This window comes from Erwinia sp. 2186 (genome assembly GCF_057812255.1).
The window spans coordinates 34,624-53,015 of record NZ_CM173824.1 but is presented as its reverse complement, the minus strand read 5'-3'; the positions used below and the strand labels follow the sequence as shown (position 1 = coordinate 53,015).

The following is an 18,392-nucleotide window of genomic DNA, read 5'->3' as shown; positions in this document are numbered from 1 at the left end:
ATGCCGCTAGCCATATTGCTGGCTGGCGGCATTTTTTGGTTTTCCCACTTAACGCCTTTTTCGGAAAGCATTATTAAAAAAATCCCTCTCAGCAATCTGGCGGTGCTTTATGTCACGGAAGGTGATGCCGGTGCCACAACCGCCTGGTCCTATCGCTTCTATCTGTACGATGCGGCGAAAAGCGAGGGGGATTTTGCCGCCAGCATCAAGAAAGGAACGAAGCCCTTTCTGATCACCTCGGACAAAGACACGGTGATTAACGTCGATAACGGCAACCTCACCCTTTCTGTCCATGGGACGGTTTATTCTTATTACAGTAATGCCAGTTATCGACTCTCTTCAGGGGTCTATTCCGTTCCCGTTTATCTGCAGGCGTCGCCGTATTAATTCGCCCTGAAGGGGGGCAAGTGAACGTAATTTTATTACATCCCGCTAAGCCGTTGATTTCGAGCCGGGCGTAACTGTGATCGCACGCATTTTGCGCGGTAGATTTATTGTGATATGCATCACACATCGCGCACAAAGGCTCATCACATATTCGTGACAAAAATCACACAATTCAGCCTGTGTTGCTTATTTATTGTTCGGCGTCTTTTTTTTACACTGCATAAGTGTGATGCTCATCACTAAAACACCCCCTCTACCCCACCCAACATAGTGATATACATCACACTTTTCCTGCTTGCTACGCAGCGTCATATTCGCGTGTTAGAGTCCGCCTGCATACAGTGATAGAGACGGCTCCCCGCCGTAATCTCATAAACAAAAATCAACGCGCTCTCTTATTTGTCAGCGCGTACCAATAAGGGGTGTTTTTTTATGTCCTCATCAGATATCAAGATCAAGGTCCAGAACTTTGGTCGCTTTCTGAGCAACATGGTGATGCCAAACATCGGGGCGTTTATCGCCTGGGGTATCATCACCGCGCTGTTTATTCCTACCGGCTGGCTGCCAAATGAAACCATGGCCAAGCTGGTCGGCCCGATGATCACCTATCTGCTGCCGTTACTGATCGGCTACACCGGTGGTCGTCTGGTCGGTGGCGATCGTGGCGGCGTGGTGGGTGCTATCACCACCATGGGCGTGATCGTCGGTGCGGACATGCCAATGTTCCTCGGATCGATGATTGCTGGCCCGCTCGGCGGCTGGGCAATCAAGAAATTCGATGCGTTAGTCGACGGCAAAATCAAAAGCGGCTTCGAAATGCTGGTCAACAACTTCTCTGCCGGTATCATCGGCATGCTGTTGGCGATCCTCGCGTTCCTGGCTATCGGCCCGTTGGTTGAAGGTTTGTCCCATATTCTCGCCGCTGGCGTGAACCTGATGGTGCAGAACAACCTGCTGCCATTAACCTCCATCTTTGTGGAACCGGCGAAAATCCTGTTCCTGAATAACGCCATTAACCACGGTATCTTCTCGCCACTGGGTATCCAGCAGGCCAGCGAAGCCGGTAAGTCGATCTTCTTCCTGATCGAAGCTAACCCAGGTCCGGGTATGGGCGTGCTGATGGCGTACATGTTCTTTGGTCGTGGCAATGCTAAGCAGTCTGCGGGCGGCGCGGCAATCATCCACTTCCTCGGCGGTATCCACGAAATTTACTTCCCGTACGTGCTGATGAACCCGCGCCTGATTCTGGCGGTTATCCTCGGTGGTATGACCGGCGTGTTCACTCTGACCCTGCTGCACGGCGGTCTGGTGTCACCTGCCTCTCCGGGTTCCATCCTGGCGGTGCTGGCCATGACGCCAAAAGGGGCTTACTTCGCGAACATCGCCGCGATTGTTGCCGCCTTTGCCGTCTCCTTCGTGGTCTCCGCTATCCTGCTGAAAACCAGCAAGGTGAAAGAAGAAGACGATATCGAAGCTGCAACCCGTCGTGTTAGCGAAATGAAAGCGCAGTCTAAAGGCCTGTCTGGCACCGCAACCACCTCGGCTGACGGCATGAACAGCGACCTGACCCACGTGCGCAAAATCATTGTTGCCTGTGACGCCGGGATGGGTTCAAGTGCGATGGGTGCGGGTGTATTGCGTAAGAAGGTGAACGATGCCGGACTGACCAATATCTCCGTGACCAACACCGCCATCAACAACCTGCCGGGCGATGTGGATCTGGTGATCACCCACCGCGATCTGACCGAACGCGCCATGCGCCAGGCGCCACACGCGCAGCATATTTCGCTGACCAACTTCCTCGACAGCGGCCTGTATACCGACCTGACCAGCCGTCTGGTGGATGCCAACCGCACCGCTGGTCACCGTGAGAAAGTCACCGCCACGCTGAGCGACAGCTATGACGAGAGCCAGGAACACCTGTTCAAACTGAGCGCCCGCAATATCTTCCTCGGCAACCACGCCACCAATAAAGAGCAGGCCATCCGGTTTGCCGGTGAGCAGCTGGTGAGAGGCGGTTATGTTGAGCCAGAATATGTTCAGGCGATGCTGGATCGTGAGAAACTGACCCCAACTTACCTGGGTGAGTCCATCGCCGTGCCACACGGCACCATCGAAGCAAAAGACCGCGTGCTGCAAACCGGCATTGTGTTCTGCCAGTACCCGGAAGGCGTACGCTTTGGTGAAGATGAGGACGATATTGCCCGTCTGGTTATCGGCATCGCGGCCCGTAACAACGAGCATATCCAGGTGATCACCAGCCTGACCAACGCGCTGGATGATGAGTCGGTGATCCAACGACTGATCAACACCACCGACGTGCAGGAAGTGCTGGACCTGCTGTCAGGTAAACAGCCCGCTTAAACCGGGTTGCAGACAAGCATTACCTCCCAGGGCCGGGCATGCCCGGCTCTTTTTTTAGGGTCGGGTTTGTCCGGCCCCTGATCATTGATACGGGAAAAATTATGAAAGCATTACATTTTGGCGCCGGAAATATTGGTCGCGGTTTTATTGGAAAATTACTGGCTGATGCCGGGATTCAGCTGACGTTTGCCGACGTTAACCAGGTGGTTCTGGATGCGCTGAATGCCCGTCATGAGTACCCGGTTCATGTGGTTGGCGAGCAGGCTCAGGTCGAGATCGTCAAAGGCGTGAATGCGGTTAACAGCACCAGCGATGACATCATCCCGCTGATCGCTGAGGTTGATATCGTTACCACGGCGGTTGGCCCGCAGATCCTCGAACGCATCGCCGGTGGCATTGCGAAAGGTCTGGCAAAACGCAGTGATAACGGTAATACCCGCCCGTTAAACATTATCGCCTGTGAGAACATGGTGCGCGGCACTACCCAGCTGAAAGGCCACGTGATGAAGGCGCTGCCAGAGCAGTATCACGCCTTTGTTGACGCGCACGTGGGCTTCGTCGATTCCGCCGTGGACCGCATCGTGCCACCGTCTGAAGCCGGCACCACCGATCCGCTGGAAGTGACCGTTGAGACCTTTAGCGAATGGATTGTGGATAAAACCCAGTTCAAAGGCGATCTGCCCGCCATTCCGGGCATGGAGCTGACCGATAATCTGATGGCGTTTGTGGAGCGCAAGCTGTTCACGCTGAATACCGGACATGCCATCACTGCATATCTTGGCCAGCTGGCCGGGCACCAGACCATCCGCGATGCGATCCTCGATGAGAAGGTGCGTGCCGTGGTGAAAGGTGCGATGGAAGAGAGCGGCGCGGTGCTGATCAAGCGTTATGATTTCGATGCTGAAAAGCATGCTGCCTATATCCAGAAAATTCTCGGCCGCTTTGAAAACCCGTACCTGAAAGATGACGTCGAACGCGTTGGACGCCAGCCGCTGCGTAAGCTTAGCGCGGGCGATCGCCTGATCAAACCCACGCTGGGCACGCTGGAATACGGCCTGCCGCACGCCAACCTGGTGACCGGCATTGCCGCCGCGATGCATTATCGCAGCGATCAGGATCCGCAGGCTCAGGAGCTGGTCGGGCTGCTGAACAGCAAAGGCGTCAAGGCGACGCTGGCACAGGTATCAGGCCTTGAGGAAAACAGCGACGTGGTTGCTGATGTGGTGAAGGCCTTTGATGCCATGGCGTAACGCCCACTTCAACGGATGAACGGACAGGGCACACGCGTGCCCTTAAAGGCGGCCCTCGCCTGGTGATGAACGATATGCAGGCTCTCATGGAAAAACCACAGGCTTTTGAGAATCGGGTGCTTGAACGCCTGAACACCGGACGAACGGTCAGAAGCTTTCTGATCGCGGCGGTTGAGCTGCTGGCGGAGGCGGTGAACCTGTTGGTGATCCAGGTGTTTCGCAAGGATGACTACGCGGTGAAGTATGCGGTAGAACCGCTGTTACTGGGTGATGGCCCGCTGGGCGAACTGTCCGTGCGGCTGAAACTGATTTACGGCCTCGGCGTGATCAGCCGGAGCGAGTATGAAGATGCCGAACTGCTGATGGCGCTGCGTGAAGCGCTGAACGATGATGGCACCGAGTACCGTTTTACCGATGATGAGCTGTTAGGCCCGTTTGGCGAACTGCATTGCGTGACGGCATTTCCGCCGCGCCCTGACCTCTCCAGCGATGATGCCGAGCTGCGCGCCATGCTGCAGCAACGCTATCAGCAGGTGGTCAGATCGACGATGGTGCTTTCTCTGACCGAACTGATTTCGCGCATCAGCCTGAAGCAAGCGTTCAAAAAGTAACGCGTCACCTTTCCCTCTTGCCGTCGCATTGTGTATCCTTGCGGCAATGAATCACTTCACGGTTAATGACAATGAAAGAAGAAGTCCAGGCAGAAATCAGGATCCTCAGCGATAAGCTGGATGCCCTGAACTACAAAGAGCAGCCACTGCTGGCGTCCGGCGACACGGAAAAGCTCGGCGAACTGCTGAAAGAGAAAGATAAGCTGATCGAAGAGCTGGAGCGTCTGCGTGGGGTTCGCGAGCAGAAGCTGAGTGCGGAAGCGCAGAAGCTGAAAGAGTTGCCGTTCAGCCGTGCCATCACCAAGAAAGAGCAGGCCAATATGGGCGCGTTCAAAAAGAGCGTTCGTGGCCTGGTTGTGGTGCATCCGATGACCGCATTAGGTCGTGAGATGGGCCTGCAGGAGATGACCGGCTTCGCGAAAACCGCTTTCTAATCGCGCTTTCGCCGATAAAAATGCCCGCATATGCGGGCATTTTTCATTTGGGGATCCGGCTTATTTTTTGGCGTATTTCGCCTGCAGCGTGGCGAACCACGGCGCAACGAAGTCAGTCGATTCGCCCCAGCCTGGAATGATTTTGTTCAGCGTCGACACGTTGACCGCGCCAGACTGTGCCGCCAGCTGCGCCTGAGAGATCGCCGCCGCCTTAAACTGGTAGGTCGCTGGCGTGGTTTCGCCGCCAATTTTGTTGGCCACCAGACGCATATTTGTCGCACCAATCAGCTTGCTGTCGACCGCCACCGTTTGCTTCCACGGGCTGTCTTTCTGGTGCATCAACTGCAGATCCTGGTTGGAGACATCGATGCTGTATAGTTTGATCTCGGTACGGCCATTCTCCTGCAAGGCTTTATAGGCGCCCTGCGCGAACGCATCCCATGAACCCCAAATCGCATCGATTTTGCCTTTCGGGTATTTCGCCAGAATGGCGCCAATTTTGTTGGCGGTATCGCCCTGCACGTCGGAAGAAACCGCACCGATTGATTCCAGCTGATGCAGACCTGGATTGGCCTTCAGCACTTTCTCATACACCACCTGACGACGTTCCATCGCCGGGAAGCCCGCCACCCACAGCTTGACGATATTGGCCTTGCCGTTGGTGTCTTTGATCAGCTGGTCCAGCGACAGCTGCGCCAGCGACGCATCGTCCTGCGCGGTGACCGTCACGCCTGCAATCGGCTGGTTCACCGGCGTATCAAATACCGAGACCTTGATGCCGGCATCGGTAATGCGCTTCACCAGCGCCGTGGAGTACGGGTCTTTACCGTGCGACAGGATGATGCCGTCATACTTCTGGCTGATCGCCTGATTAACGAAGTCCTGGAAACGTGCGTCGTCGCCGTTGCTGAGGAAGGTGCTGACCTTAAAGCCCAGCTTGCGGCCTTCCTGAATGGCACCCGCAACGAACTGCGTGGTGTTGTCATCCGAACCGAGGTTACGGATCACCGCGATACGGATCGGGCCGTCGTGATTAGCGATAGCGGCAGGCACCGCAGCCGTGTCAGCAAAGGCAGGTACGGCGATCAGCAGGCTCAACGCCAGCAACGATGTAGTCAGTTTTTTCATTATTATGTTTACCCTGTCTGAAGAAGTAAGCGCCTAGCGGCGCTGGATGTAGGTAATGGCCAGTGCGATAGCCAGCACCAGGCCTTTGATGATATCCATCGCGTAATACGGCACCGAGAGCATCACCAGTCCGTTCTGTAACACGCCAAGGATGATGGCACCCACCAGCGTTCCCAGCGCGTTTGGCTTGCCGGAGCCCGCCAGAGAAAAACCGATCCAGGCCGCCGCCACGGCGTCCATCAGATAGCCGCCACCGGCATTGACCTGCGAAGAACCAATACGGGACGCCAGCAAAATCCCGCCCAGTCCCGCCAGCAGTGAAGCCATGACGTAGGCCAGCACCCGGTAGCGGTTGGTGCGGATCCCGGACAGACGCGCCGCCTCTGGATTGCCGCCAATCGCATACATACGGCGACCGTGTTTGGTCAGCGAAAGGCCCAGCTGCGCAACGACCGTCACCACCAGCATGATGATCACGATGGTCGGCACCTGCCCCAGCAGCGAGAAGTTGGCCGGGATGGTCCCTTCCGCCATATCGCCGCTCGGCATCACCATATTTTCGGTAATCGAGCCGCCGAAGCTGTAGGTCATCGCCACGCCCTGCACCACAAACAGGCTGGCTAATGTCGCCAACATGTCGGGAATGCGCAGGATCACGATGAGAAAGGCGTTGAACAGCCCGACCAGCGTGCACAGCAGCAGGGTGATGACGATGGCTTCCGTCGAGCCGTAGCCGTACCAGACGAACAGCGAGATCACCAGCGAGTTGGCCAGCGAGGCGGTCGAGCCCACCGAGAGGTCGAATCCGCCGATGGTCAGGGAAATCGACACCCCAATCGCAATCACCGTGACGATGGCGATAGAGCGCAGGATATTGATGATGTTAGTGGGTTCAAGGAAGCTGTCTGACGCCAGGCCAAAGGCGGCGATCAGCGCGACGACCGTCAGCAACATTCCCCATTTATAGAGAAATTCAAACAGTTGGTGGCGCACAGAGGGCGCAGCCTTCAGGGAAATATCTTTGCTGCTCACGCAGGCGTTCCTCCGGTGGAATAAAGTAAAAGCGTTTCTTCATCAACGTCACTGGCATCCATTTCTGCCACGATACGCCCGTCCCAGAGCACGCAAATGCGATCGCATAAGCCCACCAGTTCGGCGAATTCGCCGGAGGCATAAATCACCCCTTTTCCCTGGCGGGCCAGACCATCAATCAGTTCGAACAGGTCGGTTTTGGCTTTGATATCGACGCCTTTGGTCGGCTCATCAAAAATCAGCACGTCTGCGTCGTTGCGCAGCCATTTGCCGATCGCCACTTTCTGCTGGTTGCCGCCCGACAGGCGACGCAGCGTTTGTTGTGGGCCGGTGGTGCGCACGCCCAGCTTGTTGATCACCTCTTCGGCCCATTGCCAGGCCTGACGGTGACCAAACAGACTCCAGCGTGAGAAGCTGTTATCTGCGGTGACGCTGAGGTTCATCGCCACCGACTCATCAATAAAAATGCCTTCTTTGCGGCGCTCTTCCGGGATCAGCGCCATACGGTTGTCGACCGCGGCGTGCGGGGAAGAGGGTTTCCACGGCTTGCCGTGCAGCTCACCCTTCTCCACGCGGCTATTACTGGCACCAAACAGCGCTTTGCACAGTTCGGTTTTCCCCGCGCCGGCCAGTCCGGCAAGGCCGAGGATTTCGCCTTTGCGCAGCGTCAGCGAGATGTCCTGCAGCAGCGCATCGTCGTGCAGGCCGTCAACCTTCAGCAGGATCTCATTACTGAACGGCGGTCGGCGCGGCGGGTAAATGTCGTCCAGCTGATGCCCGAGCATCTTCTCGACAATCTGCTCGCCATCCAGCTGGGCCATCGGGCAGGTTTCAATCAAGCGGCCATCGCGCAGCACGGTCAGTTGATCGCAAATGGCGCGCAGCTCGTGGATGCGGTGGGAGATAAACACCACGCCGATGCCGTTGCTTTTCAGCCGGCGTACGACGGCGAATAAGCGCTCGCTTTCGTTTTGATCCAGCGGCGCCGTGGGCTCATCGAGGATCAGAAAACGGCAGTGGTGGGAAAGCGCGCGGGCCAGCAGAATTTGCTGCTTCTCGGCCAGCGTGCATTGATCGATGCGGCGACGGACGTCCAGCGAGACGTCAAGCTGCGCCAGCAATGCGCGCGCCTGTTTGCGCACTTCGCCCCAGTGGTAGACCTGTCCGCCTTCGGCCAGGCGATCCAGCATGATGTTTTCCGCCACGCTGAGCGTCGGCACCAGCGCCACATCCACTTCCTGCTGCACCAGATGAATACCCAGCTGCTTGGCATCACGCGGGGAACGGATGCTGACCGGCTGGCCATCGAGCAGGATGTCACCGCTGTAGTGATCGTAAGCGCCGGACAGTACTGCCATCAGCGTCGACTTCCCGGCCCCGTTTGCCCCGGTCAGCGCATGCACCGAGTGGCCTTCAAGGCTGAAATCAACGCCATTCAGGGCTGTAAAACCGCCAAAAGCGATGGAGATTTGACGCATTTCAAGGCGATTTACCACAGTCATGAACAATAACTCTCTGGCAGGTGAACAAAACAGGTTGCCGCATTTTTTATTGGATTGTTACGGCTGGCAACGAACGAAAGCGCATAAGCTAACACAAAACGTTATTAGCCATCCAGACATCCAGCCATATAAGCGGTTAAAACCAGTGAGACAGCGGTATCCAGCATAATCCGGGGGGATAATGACAACAGGCAGCATTTCACTCGGCGTGGAACCCACCGACCGCGAAGATCAAGGGGCATAAAAAAACCGTCATTACTGACGGCTTATTTTGCGGGCCACTTACCGCCCCCAAAGGGGCGGCCATCGTTGTCAGAACGTTTCCCAATTCGCTTCGCTGAGCTGGGTTGGGGTGATGGCTTTCGGGGCCGTTAGCGTTGAGCGCAGCGGTGCTGGCATCGCCGGGCCAGGCACCTTGCGGCCCGCAACACCTTCATCGGCGGACAGGCGGAACACCGCTACCGCCTGGCTTAACAACATCGCCTGCTCTTCCAGCGAATTCGCGGCGGCGGCGGATTCTTCCACCAGCGCGGCGTTTTGCTGGGTGGTGTTGTCCATCTCCACCACTGCCGTCGACACCTGGCTGATACCGCGGCTCTGCTCGTCAGAGGCGGAGGCAATTTCACCCATAATGTCACGCACGTTGGAGACCGACTGCACGATATCCTGCATCGTCATTCCGGTATTTTCGACCAGCTGCGCACCGCTGTTAACGCGATCCACCGACTCTTTAATCAGCCCTTCAATCTCTTTTGCCGCCTGTGCCGAACGCTGGGCCAGGTTGCGCACCTCGCTGGCGACGACTGCAAAACCACGGCCCTGTTCACCGGCACGCGCGGCTTCCACCGCCGCATTCAGCGCCAGAATATTGGTCTGGAACGCGATGCTGTTGATGGTGGTGGTGATATCGGCGATGCGCTTCGAGCTTTGCGAAATTTGCTGCATGGTTTCCACCACGTCTTTCACCTGTCGGCCACCGGTCTGAGCGGTGGTTGAGGCCTCAGACGCCAGCTTGCTGGCGTGGTGCGCGTTATCGGCGTTCTGTTTTACCGTGGAGCTTAACTGCTCCATGCTGGCGGCGGTTTGCTCAACGGCGGCAGCCTGCTGCTCGGTGCGGGAAGAGAGGTCGGTATTGCCGGCGCTGATTTCCGCCGCCGCATGGGCCACCTGACTGACGCCCGAGCGGATTTCGCCAATGATCTGACGCAGATTATCGCTCATGATGCCCACCGCGCTCATCAGTTGCCCCAGCTCATCGCGGCGCTCGGTGTTCACCCTGACGCTCAGATCGCCGTTGGCGATACGCTCGGTGGTTTCCAGCGTGTCACGCAGCGGACGGGTGATCTGGCGGGTAATGACCATGGCGATAATAATGCCCAGCACCAGCGCGGCGAAGGTGACCGCAGACATGGTGGTAATGGCGGTGGCGACGTTCTCGCGGGTCATTCTCAACTGTTTTTGTACCAGCGCTTCCACCAGCTTATTCATCTCCGCAGCCTGCTTAATCATCACCGCGGCCGCGGCTTTCTGTTCCTGATACGCCGGAACGTAGGACAGCACGCTGGCCTTATAGCTAATCAGGCGGTTTTTCAGCGGCTGCAGCGTGGCTTCCTGCGCGGGCGTCACCAGGCTGGCAAAAGTATCCAGCGTCACCGCCGCATTATCTGCCGAGGCGCTCAATATCGCCGCCGTTTGCTCGGAAGGCCCGGCAATCAGGCCGCGCACGGCGTAATGCACGTCCAGCAAGGCATAGTCCAGCTTGCCCATCAGCACCTGCAACTGCAGATCGGCGGTCGGCCCCAGCTCTTGCTTCAGGTCGAGGAAGGCCGCTTCACTGGCCGAGAGGTTCCAGCTGTTTTTGATGCCATCGCGGGTGTTCACCGCGTTGACATAGTTGGACTGCGCCTGCTGGTAGGCTTTGACCAGCCCAGGGAAGGTGTTCAGCCACGCGCGGCTTTCGGCATCAAATACCGAGGTGCTCATCATCTTGTCGAACAGCCCCAGCGCGTCGGCGATTTTTTTCTGGCTGAGGGCAATCTCTTTCTCGTCAAAGAACAGCTGATACTGCTTCTGGCTGTCCAGCGCAGCGCTGATATCGCTGCTGATGGCGTGGCTGAAGTCGACCTTGTCGGTCCGCTCTTTCACGTTGTTGAATTTCTGGATGCCGACGGCCGCAATCAGCGCAGCCAGCAGCAAAACCAGGGCGAAACCGGAACCGAGCTTCCTGCCGACGTTGAGGTTCTCGATGCGACGTTTAATGCTGTTAATCATTTTTATTATTTTCCCGTGACCCGATAGCGTATGGCGGCGAGCAGATGGACTGCGCGTTCGCCAGGTATGGTGATCCACTTAACAGTTTTACCTATCGGTACGGCAGGGCGAGGACTTTAACGGCCAGGCAGGCCAGCGGCAGGCGAATCTTCTGTTCGCCGGGGGAATGCGCAGAATGAACAGGAACTCTAATTAATTAGCAGGCAATAAAAAACCGACGAAGCGGACTCCGTCGGTTTATCGTCACGAATTAACGTGGCGGGGAATTATTTTGCTGCTGAGAAAAGCGCTGCCGCCTGATCCCAGTTAGCCACATCCCAGAACGCCTTGATGTAATCAGGACGTTTGTTCTGATACTTCAGATAGTAGGCGTGTTCCCACACGTCCAGACCCAGAATTGGGGTACCGGATGCGCCAGAGATCGCTTCGCCCATCAGCGGGCTGTCCTGGTTTGCTGTGGAAACAACGGCCAGCTTGTCGCCTTTCTTAACCAGCCACGCCCAGCCAGAACCGAAACGGGTGGTTGCCGCTTTTTCGAATTCTGCTTTGAACGCGTCAACGCTGCCGAAATCTTTTTCGATAGCCGCTTTCAGGTCGCCGCTCAGGGTTGTGCCGGTTTTCAGGCCTTTCCAGAAGAAGCTGTGGTTTGAGTGGCCGCCTGCGTTGTTACGCAGTGCTGCTTTCTTATCGGCAGGAACCTGATCCAGTTTAGCGATCAGCTCATCAACAGGCAGATCGGCAAACTCAGTCCCTTCCAGCGCCGCGTTGGCGTTGTTGACATAAGCCTGGTGGTGTTTGCTGTGATGGATTTCCATCGTCTGCTTGTCGAAATGCGGTTCCAGTGCGTCGTATGCGTAAGGCAAGGATGGCAGTGAATAACTCATGTTCATCATCTCCATTTAATGGTGGGCGGCGCTGTTTCTGTTAGCACCGCGTAAGCAGTCGGATCATTATAGTTAAATAAACGATCCGGAAAAGGGTTATCAATGCCCCGACGTTTATAAGGGTTTACCGCGCAGCAGGCGCAGCGGCGCTTTTATGCCCAAAGCCCGCGCGGATAAAACCAAACGGTCTAAGGCTTTATTTCCCTAATGCTGCCAACGATTTATCCAACGCGCCAACCAGCCAGTCGATATCGCTCTCCTGGAACGCCAACGGCGGACGCAGTTTCAGCACATTGCCATACGGCCCCGCCACCGAGGTCAGCACGCGGTTTTCACGCAGCTTCTCGGTGACATCCAGCGCCAGCTGTTTGTCCGGCGTTTTGCTGGTTTTATCGGTCACCAGCTCGAAGCCGATAAACAGACCGGCACCGCGCACATCGCCGACGCATTCGTATTTGTCTTTCAGCGTCAGCAGTTCACGCAGCAGCTTCTCGCCAACCACGCGGCTGTGTTCCTGCAACCCTTCTTCCTTAATCACTTTCAACACCGCCTGCGCCGCCGCCATCGCCACCGGGTTACCGCCGAAGGTGTTGAAGTACGGAATATCGTCGCTGAAGGAGGCCAGCACATCGCTTTTGGCCAGCAGTGCCGACACCGGAATGCCGTTACCCATCGGCTTGCCGGTGGTGACGATATCCGGCACCACGCCATGGCGGGCAAAGCCCCAGAACGCATCGCCGGTACGGGCGAAACCTGGCTGCACTTCATCGGCAATAAAGATCCCGCCGTTTTTATGCACCACGTCCACCGCTTTCTTCAGAAAGCCTTTTGGCCCCGGCAGCACGCCGTCAGAGGAGAAAATGGAGTCGGCGAGGAAGCCGGCAAACTTGATGCCGTTGGCTGCCATATCATCAATCTGCTTCTGAATTTCAGCCGCGAACCAGTCACCCAGATCGGGCGCGGTGACGCGATAACGATCGGGCGGGGACACCAGCCGGGTAGTGGTCGCCAGCGGCTGACCGGTGCCCAGCGCGGGCGAGACGCCAGACGTTAAGTCACTGGTGCCGTGATAGGCTTCCTGGCTGACGATAATGCCGGTGCCGCCGCTGTGCGCACGGGCAACACGGATCGCCAGGTCATTGGCTTCTGAACCGGTACACATGTACATCGCGCGGTCGATTTCAGATGGCATGGTCGCCAGCAGTTCTTCGGAGTAATCAAGGATACGTTCGTGAAGGTAGCGGGTATGGGTGTTCAGCTGCTGCATCTGCTGGTAAACCGCGTCGATCACCGCCGGATGGCAGTGACCAATACTGGCGACGTTGTTATAGGCGTCGAGGTATTTATCGCCGTTAGCATCCCAGAGATACTGGCCCGCACCTTTCACCAGATGGACCGGCTTACGGTAGAACAGACGGTAAGATTCACCCAGCACCTTGCTGCGTTTATCGGTCAGTTTACGTACATCAGCGTCCAGGCCGTCGGCATGCTCGGCGCGAAAGCTGTTGGTGTCCATGATGGTCGAACGTGTAGCCATGATAACTCCCGTTGCGAAGTGAGAATGAACGGGCAACCCGTGCGCCCGGATACCTTCATCATGGCAAGTTTTTGCCAAAATGCAACCAAATACACAAATACAATAAAATACACATGCAGCGACCCGCGATGTCGGTTAGGCTATGCCCATCCCCACTGGAAAAGGACACCACTATGCTGCAGGAAACCCGCTTACATCGCATTCGCGCGCTGCTGACCACATTAAATCACGTCAGTACCGAGCGGATCATTCGGGAGCTGGGGATTTCCAGGGAAACCGCCCGCAGAGACATTATCGAGCTGGAAGCCCTCGGGCTGGCGCGGCGGGTGCACGGTGGGCTGATTGCGCTGGATGCCGAGCCCGAGCCGCCGCTGACCGTCCGCAGCGAGGTCCGCGCGCGGGAAAAGCGTGCCATCGCCCGCGCCGCCGCGCAGCGGTTGAAGCCGGGGCAAACCCTGTTTCTCGATGCAGGCAGTACTACCACCATGCTGGCGGAAGAGCTGCGCACCATGTCCGGCCTGACCATCATCACCAACAGCCTGAATGCGGCGCTGAAGCTGTCGGCGGCCGAAGAGCATGAGACGCTGAATAATTCGGTGATTTTGCTGGGTGGCAGCATGCTGGCTGGCGCGCAGGAAACACGCGGTGAGCTGACCGTCGGCGAAATCTTCCGGTATCGCGCAGATGTGGCACTGATGTCGCCGGTGGGTATCGAGGCGAAAAATGGCGCCAGCAGTTTTCACCCGCACGAAGCGGCAATTGCGCGGGCGATGGCGCAGCAGGCCACGCAGCTGATATTGCTGGCCGATCACAGCAAACTGGGGCTGACCAGCCGCATGAATTATGCGGCGATCAAGGACATTACTGCGCTGATTACCGACAGCGGCGCGGCCAGCCTTCCGGCGTTTGCGGCGCTGGAAAAAGCGCTGCCGGAGGTGGTGCTGGCCTGAGCCGGAAGTCAGATCAGTCTTTGCGGGTGGGTGTAGACGGTGGCGCGGCCCGGTTTGCTGAAGCCGACCAGCGTCAGGTTGCTGCGTTCGGCGACCTCAACCGCCAGTTTGGTGGCCGCAGAGACCGCAAACAGGATCTCAATGCCGCACATCGCGGATTTTTGCACCATCTCATAGCTTGCCCGGCTCGATACTAACGCCGCGCCCTGTTGCCAGCCCGGCTGCTGGCATCGCAACCCCAGCAGCTTATCCAGCGCCACATGGCGACCCACATCCTCGCAGCCGCCTGCCAGATTGCCGTCGGGCATGATCCAGGCCGCAGCATGCGTACAGCCGGTCAGCTGCCCCACCGGTTGGAAACTTTTTAGCTGAGATAAGGCCTCATCCAGACGGGCGATTTCAAAGGTCTGGCTGAACGGCAGCGGTTGCAGCGGTTTGCCGATTTCCGCCAGCTGCTCCACGCCACACACGCCGCAGCCTGTGCGTCCCGCCATCGCCCGGCGTTGCTCTTTCAGCCCCATAAACCGGCGGCTGGACAGCTCAACCTGCACCTCAATGCCGCTGCACGACGGCTGGATCTCAATGCCGTAAATATCCGCCGGCGAGGCGATAATCCCTTCCGACAGCGAGAAGCCAATGGCGAAGGCTTCAAGGTCTTTTGGCGTCGCCATCATCACCACATGCGAGATGCCGTTATACACCAGCGCCACCGGGACCTCATCCGCCAGCCAGTCTGGCTCCGGGGTGTCCAGCGATCGACGCTGCCGCACCTCGACCTGGCTCAGCCCTGCGATCTCACTCACAATCTCGTCACATTTACTGCTCATATTCACCTGAAACCCATCCCACGGACTACGACCACATAGTTACTGTGGTAATGTTTTAACCACAAGCGTTCAGAAAAGATTCTAAAGATTCTGAACCTGTGATCGCCTTATCGCAAAACTTATTGAGCACTGTCGAAACAGGAATGACACCATGAATGTCAGCAGAAGAAGCTTCTTCAAAATCTGCGCGGGTGGGATGGCAGGAACCACGGCGGCGATGCTCGGCTTTATGCCCGAGGTCGCGCTGGCGGAAACGCGCCAGTACAAGCTGCTCCGCGCCCGTGAAACGCGTAACACCTGCACCTACTGTTCCGTTGGCTGCGGGCTGTTGATGTACAGCCTGGGTGACGGCGCAAAAAACGCCAAAGAGTCGATTTTCCACATTGAGGGCGACCCGGATCACCCGGTCAGCCGTGGCGCGCTCTGCCCGAAAGGCGCTGGCCTGCTGGACTTTATCCACAGTGAAAGCCGCCTGAAAACCCCTTCCTACCGCGCGCCGGGTTCCGATAAGTGGCAACCCATCAGCTGGGATGAGGCGTTAGATCGCATCGCCAGATTGATGAAAACCGACCGCGACGCCAACTTTATCGAGAAGAACGCCGCCGGCACCACGGTCAACCGCTGGCTGAGCACCGGCATGCTCTGTGCGTCCGCCTCCAGCAACGAAACCGGCTATTTAACGCAGAAATTAACCCGCTCGCTCGGCATGCTTGCCGTCGATAACCAGGCACGCGTCTGACACGGACCTACGGTAGCAAGTCTTGCTCCAACGTTCGGTCGCGGTGCGATGACCAACCACTGGGTTGATATTCGAAATGCGAATGTGGTGATTGTGATGGGTGGCAACGCCGCTGAAGCGCATCCGGTTGGATTCCGCTGGGCGATGGAAGCCAAAATCCATAACAAGGCCAAACTGATTGTGATCGATCCGCGCTTCACCCGAACCGCGTCGGTTGCCGATTTCTATACCCCGATCCGCTCCGGTACTGACATCGCTTTCCTGTCAGGCGTATTGCTGTACCTGATCAGCAACAACAGGATCCAGCGCGAATACGTTGAGGCTTACACCAACGCCAGCCTGATTGTGCGTGAGGATTACCACTTCGACGACGGGCTGTTCAGCGGCTACGACGAAGCCAACCGCAAGTACGATAAAACCAGCTGGAACTACGAGCTGGACGAGAGCGGCTTTGCCAAACGTGACCCGACGCTGACCCATCCGCGCTGCGTGTGGAACCTGCTGAAAGAACATGTCAGCCGCTACACGCCGGAGGTGGTGGAATCGCTGTGCGGCACGCCGAAAGCCGATTTCCTCTACGTCTGTCAGGTGCTGGCGGAAACCAGCGCCAAAGATCGCACCGCCACCTTCCTCTATGCCCTCGGCTGGACGCAGCACTCGGTCGGCGCGCAGAACATTCGCACCATGGCGATGGTTCAGCTGCTGCTGGGCAATATGGGAATGGCCGGCGGCGGGATTAATGCCCTGCGCGGCCACTCCAATATCCAGGGGCTGACCGATCTGGGGCTGCTGTCGCAGAGCCTGCCGGGTTACATGACGCTGCCGTCAGAAAAACAGGCCGATCTGCAAACCTATCTGACCGCCAATACGCCGAAGCCAACGCTGCCGGGCCAGGTGAACTACTGGAGTAACTATCCAAAGTTCTTCGTCAGCATGATGAAGGCCTTCTACGGCGATAAGGCGCAGAAGGAGAATAACTGGGGATTCGACTGGCTGCCGAAGTGGGACAAAGGCTACGACGTGCTGCAGTACTTCGAGATGATGTCGAAGGGCCAGGTCAACGGCTACCTGTGCCAGGGCTTCAACCCGCTGGCGTCATTCCCCAATAAAAACAAGGTAGTGCAGTCGCTGGCGAAGCTGAAGTTCCTGGTGACCATCGATCCGCTGAACACCGAAACCTCCAACTTCTGGCAGAACCACGGCGAGTTTAACGACGTTGACCCGTCGCAGATCCAGACCGAAGTGTTCCGCCTGCCGTCCACCTGTTTTGCGGAAGAGAACGGCTCGATCGTCAACTCCGCCCGCTGGCTGCAATGGCACTGGAAAGGGGCGGATGGCCCTGGCGAATCGCGCAATGACGGTGAAATCCTCTCCGGGATTTATCAGCGCCTGCGCGAGATGTATGCCAAAGAGGGCGGCGCGCTGCCGGAGCAGGTGCTGAACATGAGCTGGAACTATCTCACGCCGGACAATCCGGCGTCAGAAGAAGTGGCGATGGAAAGCAACGGCAAGGCGCTGGCGGATCTGATGGACGACAAGGGCACGCTGCTGGCGAAAAAGGGCCAGCAGCTGGGCAGTTTTGCCCTGCTGCGCGATGACGGTTCCACCTCCAGCGGCTGCTGGATCTTTGCCGGCAGCTGGACCGCAGACGGCAACCAGATGGCGCGGCGCGACAACACCGATCCGTCCGGGCTGGGCAACACCCTGAACTGGTCGTGGGCGTGGCCGCTAAACCGCCGCATCCTGTATAACCGCGCTTCTGCGGACCCACAGGGCCAGCCCTGGGATCCGAAACGGGCGCTGCTGCACTGGGATGGCGCGAAGTGGGTCGGGCAGGATATCCCGGACTACAGCACCGCCGCACCGGGCAGCGATGTCGGGCCGTTTATCATGCAGCCGGAAGGGATGGGACGCCTGTTCGCGCTGGATAAAATGGCGGAAGGGCCGTTCCCGGAACATTACGAGCCGTTCGAAACGCCGCTGGGCACCAACCCGCTACATCCCAAGGTGGTGTCCAATCCGGCCGCGCGCGTGTTTAAGGACGATCTGGCGGCGATGGGCAAAGCGGACAAATTCCCGTACGTCGGCACCACCTACCGTCTGACCGAGCATTTCCACTTCTGGACCAAGCATTCGCTGCTCAACGCCATTGCGCAGCCGGAACAGTTTGTGGAAATCGGTGAGGGGCTGGCGGGCAGGCTGGGGATTGTGGCGGGCGACACGGTGAAGGTGAGTTCAAACCGCGGCTATATCAAAGCCAAGGCGGTAGTCACCAAGCGCATTCGAACGCTGACCGTGGACGGGAAACCGGTCGATACTATCGGCATTCCTATCCACTGGGGCTTTGAGGGCGTGGCGAAAAAAGGCTTCCTCGCCAACACCCTGACGCCGGTCGTCGGCGATGCCAACACGCAAACGCCGGAGTTCAAGGCGTTCCTGGTTAACGTAGAAAAGGCTTAGCCACATTAGCTGGCTA

Annotated in this window: 14 protein-coding genes; 7 read left to right on the top strand and 7 right to left on the bottom strand. The window is 57.6% G+C overall.

Annotated elements, in window-relative coordinates:
* From ACXKZG_RS00230 to ACXKZG_RS00210, 5 genes are all read left to right on the top strand, one after another.
* Positions 1 to 387: a hypothetical protein gene (locus ACXKZG_RS00230; protein WP_488875512.1), complete on the top strand. Its 387-nt coding sequence runs from the start codon at positions 1 to 3 to the stop codon at positions 385 to 387.
* Between the two features lie 432 nt (positions 388 to 819).
* Positions 820 to 2,751: a PTS mannitol transporter subunit IICBA gene (locus ACXKZG_RS00225; RefSeq protein WP_134823094.1), complete on the top strand. Its 1,932-nt coding sequence runs from the start codon at positions 820 to 822 to the stop codon at positions 2,749 to 2,751.
* A 101-nt stretch (positions 2,752 to 2,852) separates the two neighbouring features.
* The gene (gene mtlD / locus ACXKZG_RS00220; protein ID WP_013204523.1) at positions 2,853 to 4,001 is read left to right on the top strand and encodes a mannitol-1-phosphate 5-dehydrogenase; all 1,149 of its coding nucleotides are present in this window, start codon (positions 2,853 to 2,855) and stop codon (positions 3,999 to 4,001) included.
* A 65-nt stretch (positions 4,002 to 4,066) separates the two neighbouring features.
* Positions 4,067 to 4,612, top strand: coding sequence for a mannitol operon repressor MtlR (gene mtlR, locus ACXKZG_RS00215; protein WP_041692167.1), 546 nt, complete (start codon positions 4,067 to 4,069; stop codon positions 4,610 to 4,612).
* 71 nt (positions 4,613 to 4,683) lie between these two features.
* Positions 4,684 to 5,046 carry a YibL family ribosome-associated protein gene (locus ACXKZG_RS00210; protein WP_053141129.1) on the top strand — a complete coding sequence of 121 codons (363 nt, stop codon included), beginning with the start codon at positions 4,684 to 4,686 and terminating at the stop codon, positions 5,044 to 5,046.
* A gap of 60 nt (positions 5,047 to 5,106) precedes the next feature.
* Here ACXKZG_RS00210 and ACXKZG_RS00205 read toward each other — a convergent pair whose 3' ends face one another.
* The 6 genes from ACXKZG_RS00205 to ACXKZG_RS00180 form a co-directional block, all read right to left on the bottom strand.
* On the bottom strand, positions 5,107 to 6,174 hold the full coding sequence (locus tag ACXKZG_RS00205) for a sugar ABC transporter substrate-binding protein (protein ID WP_013204526.1): 1,068 nt from the start codon (positions 6,172 to 6,174) through the stop codon (positions 5,107 to 5,109).
* A 33-nt stretch (positions 6,175 to 6,207) separates the two neighbouring features.
* Entirely contained in the window at positions 6,208 to 7,206 is a 999-nt protein-coding gene (locus ACXKZG_RS00200; RefSeq protein ID WP_471720785.1) for an ABC transporter permease, read from the bottom strand.
* Positions 7,203 to 8,708, bottom strand: coding sequence for a sugar ABC transporter ATP-binding protein (locus ACXKZG_RS00195; protein ID WP_013204528.1), 1,506 nt, complete (start codon positions 8,706 to 8,708; stop codon positions 7,203 to 7,205). The genes ACXKZG_RS00200 and ACXKZG_RS00195 overlap by 4 nt, the downstream gene beginning before the upstream one ends.
* A 312-nt stretch (positions 8,709 to 9,020) precedes the next feature.
* Positions 9,021 to 10,979, bottom strand: coding sequence for a methyl-accepting chemotaxis protein (locus ACXKZG_RS00190; RefSeq protein WP_346568306.1), 1,959 nt, complete (start codon positions 10,977 to 10,979; stop codon positions 9,021 to 9,023).
* A 266-nt stretch (positions 10,980 to 11,245) separates the two neighbouring features.
* Positions 11,246 to 11,863, bottom strand: coding sequence for a superoxide dismutase [Mn] (gene sodA, locus ACXKZG_RS00185; protein ID WP_041692466.1), 618 nt, complete (start codon positions 11,861 to 11,863; stop codon positions 11,246 to 11,248).
* A gap of 196 nt (positions 11,864 to 12,059) precedes the next feature.
* Entirely contained in the window at positions 12,060 to 13,400 is a 1,341-nt protein-coding gene (locus ACXKZG_RS00180; protein ID WP_013204531.1) for an aspartate aminotransferase family protein, read from the bottom strand.
* Positions 13,401 to 13,573: 173 nt separating this feature from the next.
* Here ACXKZG_RS00180 and ACXKZG_RS00175 point away from each other — a divergent pair, with 173 nt between their 5' ends.
* Complete coding sequence (locus ACXKZG_RS00175) at positions 13,574 to 14,350, top strand: DeoR/GlpR family DNA-binding transcription regulator (protein WP_013204532.1); 777 nt, start codon at positions 13,574 to 13,576, stop codon at positions 14,348 to 14,350.
* Between the two features lie 8 nt (positions 14,351 to 14,358).
* Here the strand turns inward: ACXKZG_RS00175 and fdhD are convergent, their stop codons facing one another.
* Positions 14,359 to 15,177, bottom strand: a complete 819-nt coding sequence (fdhD, locus tag ACXKZG_RS00170; RefSeq protein ID WP_488875511.1) for a formate dehydrogenase accessory sulfurtransferase FdhD — start codon at positions 15,175 to 15,177, stop codon at positions 14,359 to 14,361.
* Positions 15,178 to 15,328: 151 nt separating this feature from the next.
* On the opposite strand from fdhD, the gene fdnG reads away from it, so the two are divergent.
* The gene (gene fdnG, locus ACXKZG_RS00165) at positions 15,329 to 18,376 is read left to right on the top strand and encodes a formate dehydrogenase-N subunit alpha (protein WP_488875510.1); all 3,048 of its coding nucleotides are present in this window, start codon (positions 15,329 to 15,331) and stop codon (positions 18,374 to 18,376) included.
* The last annotated feature ends 16 nt before the right edge of the window (positions 18,377 to 18,392 follow it).

Coding starts and splice junctions, on each gene's coding strand:
- ACXKZG_RS00230 (WP_488875512.1), top strand. CDS start 1: ATGCCGCTAGCCATATTGCTGGCTGGCGGCATTTTTTGGTTTTCCCAC.
- ACXKZG_RS00225 (WP_134823094.1), top strand. CDS start 820: ATGTCCTCATCAGATATCAAGATCAAGGTCCAGAACTTTGGTCGCTTT.
- mtlD (WP_013204523.1), top strand. CDS start 2,853: ATGAAAGCATTACATTTTGGCGCCGGAAATATTGGTCGCGGTTTTATT.
- mtlR (WP_041692167.1), top strand. CDS start 4,067: ATGAACGATATGCAGGCTCTCATGGAAAAACCACAGGCTTTTGAGAAT.
- ACXKZG_RS00210 (WP_053141129.1), top strand. CDS start 4,684: ATGAAAGAAGAAGTCCAGGCAGAAATCAGGATCCTCAGCGATAAGCTG.
- ACXKZG_RS00205 (WP_013204526.1), bottom strand. CDS start 6,174: ATGAAAAAACTGACTACATCGTTGCTGGCGTTGAGCCTGCTGATCGCC.
- ACXKZG_RS00195 (WP_013204528.1), bottom strand. CDS start 8,708: ATGACTGTGGTAAATCGCCTTGAAATGCGTCAAATCTCCATCGCTTTT.
- ACXKZG_RS00190 (WP_346568306.1), bottom strand. CDS start 10,979: ATGATTAACAGCATTAAACGTCGCATCGAGAACCTCAACGTCGGCAGG.
- sodA (WP_041692466.1), bottom strand. CDS start 11,863: ATGAGTTATTCACTGCCATCCTTGCCTTACGCATACGACGCACTGGAA.
- ACXKZG_RS00180 (WP_013204531.1), bottom strand. CDS start 13,400: ATGGCTACACGTTCGACCATCATGGACACCAACAGCTTTCGCGCCGAG.
- ACXKZG_RS00175 (WP_013204532.1), top strand. CDS start 13,574: ATGCTGCAGGAAACCCGCTTACATCGCATTCGCGCGCTGCTGACCACA.
- fdhD (WP_488875511.1), bottom strand. CDS start 15,177: ATGAGCAGTAAATGTGACGAGATTGTGAGTGAGATCGCAGGGCTGAGC.